The organism is Actinomadura sediminis (assembly GCF_042675525.1).
In the GTDB taxonomy this organism is placed as follows: domain Bacteria; phylum Actinomycetota; class Actinomycetes; order Streptosporangiales; family Streptosporangiaceae; genus Spirillospora; species Spirillospora sediminis.
On the sequence record NZ_JBHTJA010000053.1, the window covers coordinates 1 to 13,307 of the forward strand.

Consider the following 13,307-nt stretch of genomic DNA (forward strand, 5'->3'; position numbering starts at 1 on the left):
CCCGTCCCGCACGCCGGCCGGGCCGGGGGCGCCGGGACGGCCGCGCGGGCGCCGCCGTCCGGCGCCGTCCCGCCGTTCCGCGTCGCCCGCCGGGACGGCCGTGCCGACCGTCCGCCCGACGTCCGCCGAGTCCACCGCACACCCCCTAGCACCGCACGGATCCCGCCAGTATTTCCGAACTTCGCGGATGGTGTGACCTGCACCGCGTTTCGGGGGCGCCGCGCGGGCGTCGTACAGGCGTCGCGCGGGCGTTCCGCGCCGTGCACGTTGACGTCGCGTAGTCGTTTACAAGGCGCTTCCGGTCCACGATCATGGCCGGGTGATTTGTCGGGATCCTGACTGACCAGGCTTGCCCCTTACCGTGTATGGGGTATCAATTCGGCAGGAACCGCCCAAGGACTGTTCAATGGGGGAGACTTGCCGGCCCTGTGCTCACAGTCCGTGACGACGCGTCCCTCCGGCGCGTCGTGCCCGCCGACAGCTAGGAGTACCAACACGTGACACTGGTGAACGACGCGGCCCCCGCCATGCGATCCACCGGTCGCAAGTTCCGCGCCTTCACGGCGAAGCACCTCGACGAGCTGACCGCTCGGGCCGGGCTCTCGCCGGCCCAGCGGCTCGCCACCCGGGCGGTCGCGACCGTCCTGCCGTTCCGGACGAACGCGTACGTCATCGACGAGCTGATCGACTGGACGGCGGCGCCCGACGACCCCATCTACCGGCTCGTCTTCCCGCAGGAGGACATGCTGCCGGCCGAGGACGTCGCGCGCCTGTCGGACCTGCTCGCCCGGGAGGCGCCCAAGGCGGAGGTGGAGGCCGCCGCGCACGCGGTGCGGATGAAACTGAACCCGCACCCGGCCGGGCAGATGGAGCTCAACATCCCGAGCTTCGGCGACGGCAAGATCCCCGGAATGCAGCACAAGTACGACGAGACCGTCCTGTACTTCCCCAAGCAGGGGCAGACGTGTCACGCCTACTGCACGTACTGCTTCCGCTGGGCGCAGTTCGTCGGCGAACCCGACCTGAAGATGGCCGGTGACGAACCCGCGCAGCTGCGCGACTACCTGGTCGCGCACCCCGAGGTCACCAGCGTCCTGTTCACCGGCGGCGACGCCATGATCATGGGCGAGCCGGTCCTGCGCCGCTACATCGAGCCGCTGCTCGACCTCGAGCAGCTCGAGTCGATCCGCATCGGCACCAAGTCGCTCGCGTACTGGCCGCAGAAGTTCGTCACCGACCCGGACGCCGACGACATGCTGCGCCTGTTCGAGCAGGTCGTCGAGTCGGGCAAGAACCTCGCGTTCATGGCGCACTTCACGCACCCGCGCGAGCTCGAGCCGCTCATCGTCACCGAGGCGTGCCGCCGCATCCGCGACACCGGCGCGATCATCCGCACCCAGGCCCCGCTGATCCGCACGATCAACGACGACGCGCGGACCTGGGAGACGATGTGGCGCGTGCAGACGCGCATGGGGCTCGTCCCGTACTACATGTTCGTGGAGCGTGACACGGGCCCGCAGGACTACTTCGCGGTTCCCCTGGCCGACGCCTACGAGATCTTCCGGGACGCCTACAGCAACGTCTCCGGCCTCTCCCGCACCGTCCGGGGGCCGTCGATGTCCGCGACGCCCGGCAAGGTCTGCGTGGACGGCGTCATGGAGCTGTTCGGGGAGAAGGTGTTCGCGCTGCACTTGATCCAGGCGCGGAACTCCGAACTGGTCGGCAAGCCGTTCTTCGCCAAGTACGACCCGAAGGCGGTCTGGCTGGACGACCTGAAGCCGGCCTTCGCGGACCGCTTCCCGTTCCAGGAGTGACCCCGGCGTGGCGTGTTCGTCCCGGAGCGACACGGACGGACACGCCACGACGCGTCGTCACGTCCGGCGCGCGCGCGGGGCGGTGCGGCCCGGCGTGTGCCCGTACTCCTTCGTGAACGCGGTGATGAACGCCGACGGGCTCGCGTACCCGACGAGCGGCGCGACCTGCGTCACCGGGGTGAAGCACAGCAGCACCCGGGCGGCGCGCAGCCGCAGCTTCGTGCGCCACTGCGTGTACGGCATGCCGAACTCGCGGACGAAGTCGCGCTGCAGCGTCTTCACGCTGACCCGCAGCCGCTCGGCCCACTCGTCCAGGCGCGTCGGGTCGGCCGGGTCGCGCGCCAGCGCCCGCCCGACGGTCAGCGCGGCGCCCGTCCCGGCCGGCCCCCGCCCGGGCGGGACGCCGAGCCCGGCCGTGATGCGGCGGCGCGCGGCGAGCGCGGTCGTCTCGTCGCAGTCGCGTCGGGCGATCAGCTCGATCAGCCGCGCCGCCTCGGCGTCGACCGTCACCGGCCCGGCGCGCAGCACCGCCAGCGCGGGGGGCACTTCGCGCAGGCAGATGCGGTAGACCGTCTGCCGGTCGCCCGCGCGCACCTCGTGGCTGACCGCCCGCCGCACCCAGTACGCCTCGCGGGGCGCGGTGATGAACCCCTGGGACGTCGCGAGCGGCCCGTCCGGCGACCAGTACAGCTGGTGCAGGAAGTCCTGCCTGCTCTCCCCGAACCCGATCCCGCCGGACGAGCGGTACTTCAGCACCAGCACCCCGCCGGGGTCGCCGAGCCCGTACCCGTACTCCTCGCGGTCCTCCGGATCCCGACTCCAGACTGGCACGGCCCCGTCCTCTCGCTGTCATGGCGAGGCACCAGCATCTCGCGCCGCCGCGGCGGCGTCGGCGTACTTTTCCGCAGGGTGGATGCCCGATCGAGAAGACGCCCGCCACGGGCGGCGGCCGAAGGCCCGGCCCTCCGGGGCGGCCGGGGGCCGGGCCGCCGCGGCGGGGTCAGCCGCCGTACTCGGCGACGATCACCGCGCGGGCCAGCGTGTGGGCGGTGATGTTGAAGCCCACCACGGCCGGGGAGGTGTCGGAGTCGAGGCCGAGGGACTCGACGTCCAGGGCGTGCACGGTGAAGACGTAGCGGTGCGGGTCGCCGGGGGGCGGGGCGGCGCCGCCGAACGCCTTCACGCCGTAGTCGTTGCGGGCGTGCACGCCGACCTTGGCGTCCTCGCTGCCGGCGCCGGTCTGCAGCTCGATGACCTCGGCGGGGACGTCGAACAGCGACCAGTGCCAGAACCCGCTGCCGGTGGGCGCGTCCGGGTCGAAGCACGTCACCGCGAAGCTCCTGGTCTCGGCGGGGAAGCCCGACCAGCGCAGGTGCGGGGACTTGTTCCCGCCGGTGAACCCCCAGTCGTCGAACACGTGCGCGTCCGGGAGCCGCCCGCCGTCGGTGATGTCGTCGCTGGTGACGGTGAACGACGGGACCTGCGGCAGGAACTCGTGCGGAAGCGGCGGCTTGGCGGCCATCGCGACCTCCTCGTGAGACGGATCTTCGTGTCGGTCCATCTCTACCAGCCGGGCGCCGCCGCGGTACGGCTCACCGGGGGACCGCCGGCACGCGGGGTGCCGCCGGCCCGCGGGGTGCCGGCGGTGGGTTACTTGCCGGTGGCCTCGTTGTACGCGGCGATGACCTCTTCCGGGGGGCCGTCCATGTGCATCTTGCCGTCGTCGATCCACAGGACGCGGTCGCACATCTCCTTCACCGTGTCGAGCTGGTGCGCGACCAGGAACACGGCCCCGGCGTCCTTGCGCAGATCGTCGATGCGGCGCTTGCTCTTGACCCGGAACTTGGCGTCGCCGGTCGCGAGCGCCTCGTCGATCAGCAGCACGTCGTGGGTCTTGGCCGCCGCGATCGCGAACCGGAGCCGGGCCCCCATGCCGGACGAGTACGTCCGCATCGGGTACTGGATGAACCCCTCCTTGAGCCCGGCGAAGTCCACGACCTCCTGGTACTTCGCCTTGGTCTCCGCCGGGGTCATGCCCATCGCGAGGCACCCGAGGACGATGTTGCGCTCGCCGGTCAGGTCCTTCATCAGGGCCGCGTTGACGCCGAGGAGGGACGGCTGGCCGTCGGTGTAGACGGCGCCGCGGTGCGGCGGCAGCAGGCCCGCGATGGCCTTCAGCAGCGTCGACTTGCCGGAGCCGTTGGTGCCGATGATCCCGATGGCCTCGCCCCGGTACGCGACGAACGACAGCCCCTTGATCGCGTGGACCTCGGTCATCGTCGGCCGGTGCTGCCGGCGGAGGATCCGGGCGAACGCGCTCGCGGCGGTCCCCTTGCCGCCGCCGCCGAACACCCGGTAGATGATGTGGAGGTCGTCCACGACGACGATCGGCTCCCGGGTGGGGTCGATCACGACGCCTCCCCGGACCTTGGTGTCAGCCACGGCCGTATCGCTCCTCGGCACGGTAGAAGTACAGGAACCCTCCGATCAGCATGGCCAGGGTCCAGCCGATCGCGTACAGCCACAACTGGGTCACGGAGGTCACGCCCAGGCTCGTCTGGACGTAGTCGCGGTACTCGCCCAGCAGGACGTACCGGCTCAGTTCGAGGAACACGTACGCGGGGTTCGCCTCCAGCACGCCGCCGAGCCACGCGTGCTTGCTCAGCAGATCGCTGCGCTCCATGAGGTCGGGGAGGCTGAAGATGACGCCGGACGCGTACAGCCACGTCCGCATGGCGAACGGCAGTAGCTGCGTGATGTCGCGGTTGAACGCGCCCAGCCGTGCCATCACCATGCTGATGCCCACGTTGAACAGCAGCTGGAGCAGCAGGATCGGGACGAACAGCAGCATGTAGAAGCTGAGGGGCTCGCCGAACGCGAGGATGATCCCGAACAGCACGAGCAGCGACACCAGCAGCTGCTGCAGCTCGACGACCGCGTACGACAGCGGCAGCGTCGCCCGCGGGAAGTGCAGCGCCCGGATCAGCGAGAGGTTGTCGCCCACCGACTTGGACCCGGAGGTGACGGACCGCTGGGTGAACCCGAACAGGAAGACACCGGTCACCAGGAACGGGATGTAGTCCGGGATGCCCCGGTTCAGCCTCAGCAGCAGCCCGAAGATCATGAAGTAGACGGCCGCGTTCAGCAGCGGCGTCAGCACCTGCCAGAGCTGACCGAGGCGAGAGTCGCTGTTCTTCGAGATGTTCTTGGCCGAAGCGAACGCCCAGATGAAGTTGCGCCTGGCCCACACGTCTCGGATGTACTCGCGCAGCGGCGGGCGTGCCGCGCTCTGCCTCAGCCCGTACCGTGCGGCGTAGTCGGACAGCTTCTCGTTCACGTGAGGAGGCTCCGCGATCGTGCCGACCGACTCGCCACCCGGGGAACCGAGCCGTTCCGGGTGACTCATGCCGGGAAGCTTATTGCAGTCGATGTTGTCCGAGTGACGTTCGCCCGCATGTGACCCCCGATTTGAGATCTTCCCGGAATCATGTCGGCGCCTCTGGGGATACCCGGAGCATGCGCGTCAACCACTCGAGGGTCCCGGCGGGCCCGCCCGGAGCCGCGCACGCCGCGTCCCGGCCCGTGCCCGCGGCCGAGCACCGACCCCGCCGTCACCGCTGGCCGTGGGTGCTGCGCCGGCTGGGGCGGGCCGACCGGTGGGCGTTCGACCGCGTCGCCGCCGCGCACCTGCCCGGGCTGGAGTACGTGCTGCCGCGGCTGTCCCGGTTCGCCGACAACGGTGTGCTCTGGTTCACGACCGCGGGCGTGCTGGGACTCGCCGGACGGCCGGCGCTGCGGCGCGCGGCGCTGCGCGGGTCCATCGGGATCGCGGTGGCGAGCCCGGCGGTGAACATCATCGGCAAGCACGCGTTCCGCCGGAAGCGGCCGGTCGTGGACCTGGTGCCGCCGATGCGGATCCGCTGGAAGCTGCCGACGTCGCACGCGTTCCCGTCCGGGCACTCCGCGTCGGCGGCCGCGTTCGCGACCGGGGTCGCGCTGGAGGCGCCCGCCGCGGTGGCCGCGCCCGTCGCGGCGACGGCCGCCGCCGTCGCGTTCGCCCGCGTCTACACCGGCGCCCACTACCCGGGGGACGTGCTCGCGGGCATCGGGATCGGCGCGCTCGCCGCCGCCGGGACGCGCCTGGTGTGGCCGCCGCGGCCCCCGGCGGCCCGCATCGGCCCGGGCGGCGTCGAGGACGTGCGCGTGGACGCGGAGGGGCGCGGGGTCGTCGCGGTCGTCAACACGGAGTCGGGCGACCGGGGTTCGGAGGTCCTGCCGGGGGCGGCCGGCATGGCGGTCGACGTCCTGGAGCGCGAACTGCCCGCGGCGGAGATCGTCCGGCTGGAGCCGGACGACGACGTCGACAAGGTTCTCGGGGAGGCCGCGGCGCGCGCGGAGGTCCTCGCGGTCGTGGGCGGGGACGGGACGGTGAACGCGGGCGCGCGCGCAGCGCTCGCACACGACGTTCCCCTGCTGACGGTGCCCGGCGGCACGTTCGACCACTTCGCCCGCGCGTACGGGATCGAGAGCCCCGCCGACGCGATCGCCGCCTACCGCAACGGGCGTCTGGGCCGGGTGGACGTCGGGTCCGTGCAGGGCCCGGACGAGGAGCAGCTGTTCCTCAACACCGCGAGCTTCGGCGCCTACACCGAGATCGTGGACCGGCGGGCGCGGCTCGAACGGCGGATCGGCAAGTGGCCCGCGCTCGCGGTGGCCGCCGTCCGCACGCTGCGGCGCTCCCGGCCCGTCGAGCTGGACGTCGACGGGCACCGGCGGCGGGTGTGGCTCGCGTTCGTGGGGAACTGCGCCTACGGCTCGCCGGGCGCCGCCCCCTCGTGGCGGCGGCGGCTGGACGACGGCCGTCTCGACGTCCGCATGGTCACGACGGGCCGCCGGGTGCCGCGCGCCCGCGCCGTTGCCGCCGTCCTGGCCGGTCACCTGCCCCTCATGCCGGGGTACCGGGCGTGGCGGGCCGCCGGGCTGGAGCTGTGGTCGCCCGCGGGCGGGCTGCGGGTGGCCCGGGACGGCGAGGTGTCGACGATGGCGGGCACCGTCCGGTTCGGCAAGCACCCGCGCGCGCTCGCCGTGTTCTGCCCCGCCTGAACGGGAAAGGTCCGAATGCTCCCGGAAGGCCCGGGTAGGGGACGGGGACGCCGCGAGAAGGAGGTACACGCGATGACGATGGGAATCGACCCGCGGGAGCTCCCCGACGACGATCTGTTCCGCGAGCTCGGGCACCTGTACGAGACCCGGTTCGAGACGCTCCGCCACGCGTCCGACCAGGCGTTCGAGGAGCACACCCGGCGGACGAACGAGCTCGAGGGCGAGTACCTGCGCCGCCGTCCGGCCCGGGAGGTCGACCCCAACCGTCTCCGCGAGGGCGCCCGCGCCCGCTGACCGGCCGCAGGTCAACGTGGAGGCCATCGCGCGCGCCTCGCGCGTTCGTTTTCCGCAGAGACTTCTCGAATAGAAGGTAAAGAGCGCCGGTTCGTCCCCCTCGCGTCAGGCAGGCTCCCGTCCCGGGGTCCCGAACGGGATCCGCGGGGGGTGTGAGCTGTGGGACGGACCCGGCGCCGTCATTACCGCCGATACCGCGCGGACCAGCGGGCGCTGCGCGACCACGTGCGGCGCTGGTGGCCGTTCGTGGCGGGCGCGCTGGCCGCCAACGGCCTCCTGGTGGCGACGTACCTGTGGGCGCCGCGCGAGCCGGCCGCCGGCGCCGTGCCCGCGCCCGACCCGGCGGCCGCCCGGCGCGCGGCTCCGGCGGAACGCCCGATGAGCACCTTCACGACCCGGTTCGACCGGGGCGAGCCGCGCGTCCGCAACATCGAGATCGCCGCCCGCCGGCTGGACGGCACGGTCGTGCGGCCGGGCGCGACGTTCTCGTTCAACGACGTCGTGGGCCCCCGCACCCGCGACCGCGGTTACGTGCCCGCGCCCGTCATCATGGGTCCCCGCCTGGTGAAGGACATCGGCGGCGGTATCTGCCAGGTCAGTTCGACCCTCTACAACGCGGTCTTCCGCGCCGGGCTCGACATCGAGAAGGCGCGCGCGCACACCATGTGGATGCCCGAGTACCCGGATGGACGTGAGGCCGCCGTCGCCTACCCCGACCTGGACTTCCGCTGGCGCAACGACACCGACGGCCCGGTCCGCATCGACGTCCAGTACACCGACTCGTCCCTGACCGTCAGCCTGTGGGGCGAGCGCCGGTACGAGGTCCGGTCGGAGACGTCCGAACGGTACGACTACACGCCCTACTGGACGACCGTCGGGAGCGGCACCCGGTGCGTTCCCACGAACGGCCGCAAGGGGTTCGAGATCGACGTGTGGCGCGTCCTGCTGGAGGACGGCCGCAAGGTCAAGCGCGAGCGCTACCACACCGAGTACCAGCCGCAGCCGAAGATCACCTGCGTCTGACGAGCGTCTCCGCCGCCGCGCGCGCCGTGGCCGCCGCGCCCGGGTCGCCGGTCACCGCGGCGGACACGATCGCTCCGTCCACGAGCATCACGAGCTGCGCGGCCAGCACGTCGTCGTCCACCAATCCGTGCAGGAACCTCCGCAGCCGTTCCTTGTGGGCGCGCACGGCGGACGCCACCGCCTCCGACCCGTTGCCCAGCTCGCCGTACGCGTTGATGAACGCGCATCCGTGGAAGTCGTCGCTCGCGAACCACGTGCCGAGCCAGTCGAACACCGCCGCCACCGAGCCGTCCCGGGCGGCGACGTAGCGCTCCAGGTCCGCGGTCCAGCGCAGGTCGCGCCGCTCGAGGTAGGCCGTCACCAGCGCCTCCTTGGAGGGGAACGTGCCGTACAGCCGCTTGAGCGAGACGCCCGACGCGGTCCGCACGTCGTCCATGCCGACCGCCTGCACGCCCCGGCGGTAGAACAGCGACTCCGCGGCGTCCAGCAGCCGGGTCTCGGCCTCCTGCCGCTCCATGTTCCTCCTTGCCCTGAGAACGATCGTTCTCTACTGTACGGGGAGAACGCTCGTTCTCCAGAGAGGAACCACGATGCGCCCACCGCTGCCGCCGTTCACGGAGGAGACCGCCCGCGCCAAGGTGCAGGCCGCCGAGGACGCCTGGAACACCCGCGACCCCGACCGCGTCGCGCTCGCCTACACCGAGGACTCCGTCTGGCGGAACCGCGACGAGTTCTTCACCGGCCGCGACGCCATCCGGGACTTCCTGCGCCGCAAGTGGGCCCGCGAGCTCGACTACCGCCTCCGCAAGGAGCTGTGGTCCTACACCGGGAACCGCATCTCCGTGCGGTTCGAGTACGAGTGGCACGACGCGGACGGCCGCTGGTGGCGCAGCCACGGCAACGAGCAGTGGGAGTTCGCCGACGACGGCCTCATGCGCCGCCGCGAGGCGAGCATCAACGACGTCCCCATCGAGCCGTCGGAACGGCGCCTGGCGGACTGACGGGCCGGGGCGGCTTCTCCGGTGCCGTACCGGTCGGGTGCGATATCTTCCGGGTTTTCGTGATCAAGGACCTTGGAGGACGCCATGTACGGGCAGGGGACGCCGCCTCAGCCGCCGGGACCGCCAGGGGCGCCGGGAGGGGCGTACCCCGGGCCGACGCCTCCGCCGGTGCGCGCGAAGACCTCGCCCTGGGTGTTCGTGGTCGGGGCCGTGGCGGCGGTGCTCGTGCTGGGCGGCATCGTCGGTTCGGTCGTCATCACGTCCCGACCGGACGGGCCGACCGGCGCGGTGAAGGCCGGCCAGTGCATCAGCGTCCGGTTCGACATGCAGAAGGAGAAGAGCTCCGTCCAGCGGGTACCGGCCGCCGAACGGGTCGACTGCGACGACCCGAAGGCCGCGGGGAAGGTCGTCCGGGTCGTCGCGGACACCGGGGGCGGCGTGTCCACGGCGCCCGACTGCCCCGACGGGGCGGACGGCGTCGCGCGCGTCCGTACCGGCGAGGAGACCCAGGTGCGGCGGCCGACGACGGTCTGCGCGCGCAACATCGACGGCCCGCACCCGGGCGACCCGGGCGCCGGCGGGGCGATGATCACGGTCGGGGACTGCGTGACGTCGTCGATCGCGTTCGGCAGTGAGACGCCCTGCACCGACGAGAAGTCGTACGCCAAGGTCGTCGCGCGGGTGAACGGCGCGAAGGAGTGCCCGTCGACGGCGCTGGAGACGATGGAGCTGAAGTCGTTCGGCGGCGACCTGCCCCGGCCGGTGCTGTGCCTCGGCGGCGAGGGGCTGATCGTGTCGGCCGGCGAGTGCATCCAGGACCCGAAGTTCGCCATCGGCGGGCTGCGGACGGCGTCCTGCGGTTCGAACCAGGCCGTCGCCAAGGTCCTCGCCCGGACCCGGGCGAAGGCGGAGTGCCCGAAGGGGACCACCCACCACCTCGAGGCCGAGGACAAGGAGAAGGCGCTGCGGCCGGTCATGTGCGTGAAGAAGCTGCGCCCGACCTTCGACGAGCGGATCAGGGGACTCGGCGGCTGACCCCTCGCACGTCCTTTCACCTGCGGCTTCTCGGTTATCGAGGAGCCGCGGGCCCTTCTCATCCATGGGACGGGAGCGCACAATGAGGGGTGAGTGACGGCACGGCAGGGCGGCGGAGATGTCCGCTCGCGCGAACGTCCCGAACCCCTCGCTCCCACGGTGGATCCTGGACGAGAGGGACGCACATGACCACTCACATCGACCCCGGCCTGCGGACGGCGTTCGCGGGCGAGGTCCTCACACCCCGCGACCCCGGCTACGACGAGGCGCGGGCGATCTTCAACGCGATGATCGACCGGCGTCCGGCGGTGATCGCGCGGTGCGCCAACACCGACGATGTGGCGCGGGCGATCGGGTTCGCGCGCGAGCGCGGGCTGGAGGTGTCGGTGCGCGGCGGCGGGCACGGCGTCGCGGGCAAGGCGCTGGTGGACGGCGGCCTGGTCGTCGACCTGCGGCTGCTGAACTCGGTGACGATCGACCCGGAGGCCCGGACGGCCCGCGTCGGCGGCGGCGCGACGATGGCCGACCTCGACCGGGCCGCCGCGGAGTACGGCCTCGCGACCACCGGCGGACGCGTGTCCACGACCGGTGTCGGCGGGTTCGTCCTCGGCGGGGGATCGGGCTGGCTGGAGCGCAAGTTCGGGCTGGCCTGCGACAACCTGGTCTCGGTGGAGCTGGTCACGGCGGACGGGACGCGCGTCCGGGCGAGCGAGGAGGAGGACCCGGAGCTGTTCTGGGCGCTGCACGGCGGCGGCGGGAACTTCGGTGTCGCCACCTCGTTCACGCTCCGGCTCCACCCGCTCCCGGCCGTCTCCGTCGCGCTCCTGCTGTGGCCGGCCGAGGCGGGCCCGGAGATCCTGACCGCCTACCGGGACTTCATGGACTCCGCCCCGGACGACGTGGGCGGGGGAGCCCTGTTCATCACGGCGCCACCGGAGGAGTTCGTCCCGGAAGGCATGGTCGGGCACCGTGCGTTCGCGTTCCTGCTCACGTACGCGGGCACGGGGTCGAGGGCCGACGAGGTGATCGGGCCGATGACGCGGCTGGGGCACGTGGGCGGCGTGCGGACGGAGATGCCGTACGCGGACCTGCAGTGCATGCTCGACGACCCGCCCGGCTACCGGAACCACTGGTCGGCGGAGCATCTCCGCGCGTTCCCGGACGACGCCGTGGCCCGTTTCTGCGAGCTGTCCGAGGACATGGTGATCCCGTCACCGTCGCAGCAGGTCCTCTTCCCGGAGGGCGGGGCGGTCGCCAGGGGACCGGAGTACCCGATCCCCTGGCGGCACGACCCGTGGGTCGTGCACCCGTTCGGGCTGTGGGAGGACCCGGCGGACGACGCGCGCGCCGTCGCGTGGGCGCACGGTCTGCGCGACGCCATGCGCCCGTGGCGCACCGGGGCCGTCTACCTGAACTTCATCGGGGACGAGGGGACCGACCGCGTCCGGGAGGGGCTGGGGGAGGAGAACCTCCGGCGGCTCACCGAAGTGAAGCGCCGGCACGATCCCGACAACGTCTTCCACAACAACCAGAACATCCGGCCCGGCGTCACGGCTTGACCGTCACGGTATGGGTGGGGCTGTTCGGGTCCGCCCACACCGACAGGACGTTCCGTTCCGCGTCCCACCGGTACTTCCAGGTGCCCCTGGGGTCGGTGGACGTCACCACGGGGGAGTCGGCCGGGAACCAGATCTCGGTCGGCCCGGACGTCCCGCTGCGCGCGCGCCACCCGACCGTGAGCGACGTCCCGTCGTAGGAGATCTCGGTCGGGGTGCCGGCGACGGCGCGCGGGTAGGGGCGCGCGAGGAGCCGGGCGAACGGCGTCGGCTTCCCGTCGCCGTCGATCACACCGCCACCGCCCGGGTCGTTGGACCAGTACGCCCAGCCGATGCCGAGTTCGTCCGCCATCCGCAGCCATTCCTCGGTGAACCGGTCGGCGCCCGGCGCACTCGCGGGCATGCCGCCGACCTCGCCGAGCCACATCGGCATGCCCAGCCGCCGCGCGGCGGCCGGCATGTTGCGCTTCCACAGGAGGAACTGCGCCTTGACCAGGAGTTCGGTGAACCCGTCGTAGGAGCCGCCGATGTCCACGCCGCCGGGGTAGAAGTGCGGCGCGAAGACGAGGCGGGGCGCGCCCGGACGCGGGTCCCGGATCGTCCCGAGGGACGTCTCGGCGCCCTCGTTCGGGCCGAGCGCCTGCGGCTCGACGAAGATCCAATTGTCGCGGTCGACCTCCCGGACGGCGTTCACGATCCCCTGGTAGAAGGGCGTGAGGACGGGCCCCTCGAAGAAGCCGAACTGGCGGGTGCCGCCGAAGGGCTCGTTGTAGAGGTCGTAGCCCAGGACGGCCGGGTCGTCGGCGAAGCGCTCCGCCACGTGCCTCCACATGGCGGTGAACCGCTGCACGAGTTCCGGATGCTTGCCCGTGTTGTTCCAGAAGTGGTCGTAGGCGCGGATGACCGCGGGCTGCACGTACGTCAGCACCCAGGGCGTCTGCGGGGTGCAGGGCAGGCCGTCGGTGTGCGTGGCCCAGGCGGGGGCGCCGTTTCCGGACCCCTCACAAGCGGCCGGGCCGTAGATGTCCTGGTGCATGTCCAGGATCACGTGCATGCCCTGTTCGCGATACCACGCGACCCGCTCGGCGACGTCGTCCAGGTACGCGTCGTCGTACCGGCCGGGTTCGGGCTCGATGTTCTTCCACTGGATCAGGTACCGGACGGAGTTCGTGCCGAGTTCGCGGGCCTCGCGCACCACGTCTTCGCGCTGGATCCAGGGCAGGCCGCTCGGGCCCTTCGCGCTGCTGGCGGTGTTGAGCCCGTGCAGGATCAGCGTCCGCCCCCGGTCGTCGACGATCGTGCGCAGCGGTTCGGGCGCGGCGTGCGCGGGCCGCGCGGGGAGGGCGGTGGCGGCCCCGGCGGCGAGCGCGCTCGCCAGGACGGTCGTCAGGGTGATCCGGCCGAGAGCGTTTCGGGCGCGCATGCCCACCTCCAGAACATGAAATTTGTTCGGATATTAGGAGGCGTGCATGGGCGGGGGA

General features: G+C 72.1%; 13 protein-coding genes. 7 read left to right on the forward strand and 6 right to left on the reverse strand.

From position 1 onward, the window contains the following. The first annotated feature begins 527 nt into the window (after window positions 1-527). Window positions 528-1,814, forward strand: a complete 1,287-nt coding sequence (locus ACFQ11_RS23260; protein ID WP_378302105.1) for a KamA family radical SAM protein — start codon at window positions 528-530, stop codon at window positions 1,812-1,814. Between the two features lie 57 nt (window positions 1,815-1,871). Here ACFQ11_RS23260 and ACFQ11_RS23265 read toward each other — a convergent pair whose 3' ends face one another. The 4 genes from ACFQ11_RS23265 to ACFQ11_RS23280 form a co-directional block, all read right to left on the reverse strand. Further along, window positions 1,872-2,645, reverse strand: coding sequence for a helix-turn-helix transcriptional regulator (locus ACFQ11_RS23265; RefSeq protein WP_378302037.1), 774 nt, complete (start codon window positions 2,643-2,645; stop codon window positions 1,872-1,874). 169 nt (window positions 2,646-2,814) lie between these two features. Beyond that, window positions 2,815-3,336 carry a YbhB/YbcL family Raf kinase inhibitor-like protein gene (locus ACFQ11_RS23270; protein ID WP_378302038.1) on the reverse strand — a complete coding sequence of 174 codons (522 nt, stop codon included), beginning with the start codon at window positions 3,334-3,336 and terminating at the stop codon, window positions 2,815-2,817. A gap of 128 nt (window positions 3,337-3,464) precedes the next feature. Beyond that, complete coding sequence (locus ACFQ11_RS23275) at window positions 3,465-4,256, reverse strand: ABC transporter ATP-binding protein (RefSeq protein WP_378302040.1); 792 nt, start codon at window positions 4,254-4,256, stop codon at window positions 3,465-3,467. Beyond that, window positions 4,249-5,220 carry an ABC transporter permease gene (locus tag ACFQ11_RS23280; RefSeq protein WP_378302042.1) on the reverse strand — a complete coding sequence of 324 codons (972 nt, stop codon included), beginning with the start codon at window positions 5,218-5,220 and terminating at the stop codon, window positions 4,249-4,251. Before ACFQ11_RS23280 ends, ACFQ11_RS23275 begins: the two co-directional genes overlap by 8 nt. Before the next feature lie 110 nt (window positions 5,221-5,330). Here ACFQ11_RS23280 and ACFQ11_RS23285 point away from each other — a divergent pair, with 110 nt between their 5' ends. From ACFQ11_RS23285 to ACFQ11_RS23295, 3 genes are all read left to right on the forward strand, one after another. Then, window positions 5,331-6,917 (forward strand): bifunctional phosphatase PAP2/diacylglycerol kinase family protein, encoded by a 1,587-nt coding sequence (locus tag ACFQ11_RS23285; RefSeq protein WP_378302044.1) that lies wholly within the window; start codon window positions 5,331-5,333, stop codon window positions 6,915-6,917. Window positions 6,918-6,989: 72 nt separating this feature from the next. Further along, the gene (locus tag ACFQ11_RS23290; protein ID WP_075896691.1) at window positions 6,990-7,211 is read left to right on the forward strand and encodes a DUF6158 family protein; all 222 of its coding nucleotides are present in this window, start codon (window positions 6,990-6,992) and stop codon (window positions 7,209-7,211) included. Between the two features lie 159 nt (window positions 7,212-7,370). Then, window positions 7,371-8,234 (forward strand): VanW family protein, encoded by an 864-nt coding sequence (locus ACFQ11_RS23295; protein WP_378302046.1) that lies wholly within the window; start codon window positions 7,371-7,373, stop codon window positions 8,232-8,234. On the opposite strand, the gene ACFQ11_RS23300 is transcribed toward ACFQ11_RS23295, so the two are convergent. Then, the gene (locus ACFQ11_RS23300; RefSeq protein ID WP_378302048.1) at window positions 8,221-8,751 is read right to left on the reverse strand and encodes a TetR/AcrR family transcriptional regulator; all 531 of its coding nucleotides are present in this window, start codon (window positions 8,749-8,751) and stop codon (window positions 8,221-8,223) included. The two genes, ACFQ11_RS23295 and ACFQ11_RS23300, sit on opposite strands and share 14 nt — an antisense overlap. Window positions 8,752-8,824: 73 nt before the next feature. Between ACFQ11_RS23300 and ACFQ11_RS23305 the strand changes: the two genes are divergently transcribed. The 3 genes from ACFQ11_RS23305 (at window position 8,825) to ACFQ11_RS23315 (ending at window position 11,829) form a co-directional block, all read left to right on the forward strand. Then, window positions 8,825-9,235: a nuclear transport factor 2 family protein gene (locus ACFQ11_RS23305; protein WP_378302050.1), complete on the forward strand. Its 411-nt coding sequence runs from the start codon at window positions 8,825-8,827 to the stop codon at window positions 9,233-9,235. Window positions 9,236-9,403: 168 nt separating this feature from the next. Beyond that, window positions 9,404-10,270, forward strand: coding sequence for a hypothetical protein (locus ACFQ11_RS23310; protein WP_378302052.1), 867 nt, complete (start codon window positions 9,404-9,406; stop codon window positions 10,268-10,270). 185 nt (window positions 10,271-10,455) lie between these two features. Continuing rightward, window positions 10,456-11,829 (forward strand): FAD-binding oxidoreductase, encoded by a 1,374-nt coding sequence (locus ACFQ11_RS23315; protein ID WP_378302054.1) that lies wholly within the window; start codon window positions 10,456-10,458, stop codon window positions 11,827-11,829. Here ACFQ11_RS23315 and ACFQ11_RS23320 read toward each other — a convergent pair. Further along, window positions 11,819-13,249, reverse strand: coding sequence for a cellulase family glycosylhydrolase (locus ACFQ11_RS23320; RefSeq protein WP_378302056.1), 1,431 nt, complete (start codon window positions 13,247-13,249; stop codon window positions 11,819-11,821). The genes ACFQ11_RS23315 and ACFQ11_RS23320 overlap by 11 nt on opposite strands. Window positions 13,250-13,307: the final 58 nt, after the last annotated feature.

Excerpts from the sequence above, each read along its gene's own strand:
- ACFQ11_RS23260 (WP_378302105.1), top strand. The coding sequence starts at position 528 with ATGCGATCCACCGGTCGCAAGTTCCGCGCCTTCACGGCGAAGCACCTC.
- ACFQ11_RS23270 (WP_378302038.1), bottom strand. The coding sequence starts at position 3,336 with ATGGCCGCCAAGCCGCCGCTTCCGCACGAGTTCCTGCCGCAGGTCCCG.
- ACFQ11_RS23280 (WP_378302042.1), bottom strand. The coding sequence starts at position 5,220 with ATGAGTCACCCGGAACGGCTCGGTTCCCCGGGTGGCGAGTCGGTCGGC.
- ACFQ11_RS23285 (WP_378302044.1), top strand. The coding sequence starts at position 5,331 with ATGCGCGTCAACCACTCGAGGGTCCCGGCGGGCCCGCCCGGAGCCGCG.
- ACFQ11_RS23290 (WP_075896691.1), top strand. The coding sequence starts at position 6,990 with ATGACGATGGGAATCGACCCGCGGGAGCTCCCCGACGACGATCTGTTC.
- ACFQ11_RS23300 (WP_378302048.1), bottom strand. The coding sequence starts at position 8,751 with ATGGAGCGGCAGGAGGCCGAGACCCGGCTGCTGGACGCCGCGGAGTCG.
- ACFQ11_RS23305 (WP_378302050.1), top strand. The coding sequence starts at position 8,825 with ATGCGCCCACCGCTGCCGCCGTTCACGGAGGAGACCGCCCGCGCCAAG.
- ACFQ11_RS23315 (WP_378302054.1), top strand. The coding sequence starts at position 10,456 with ATGACCACTCACATCGACCCCGGCCTGCGGACGGCGTTCGCGGGCGAG.
- ACFQ11_RS23320 (WP_378302056.1), bottom strand. The coding sequence starts at position 13,249 with ATGCGCGCCCGAAACGCTCTCGGCCGGATCACCCTGACGACCGTCCTG.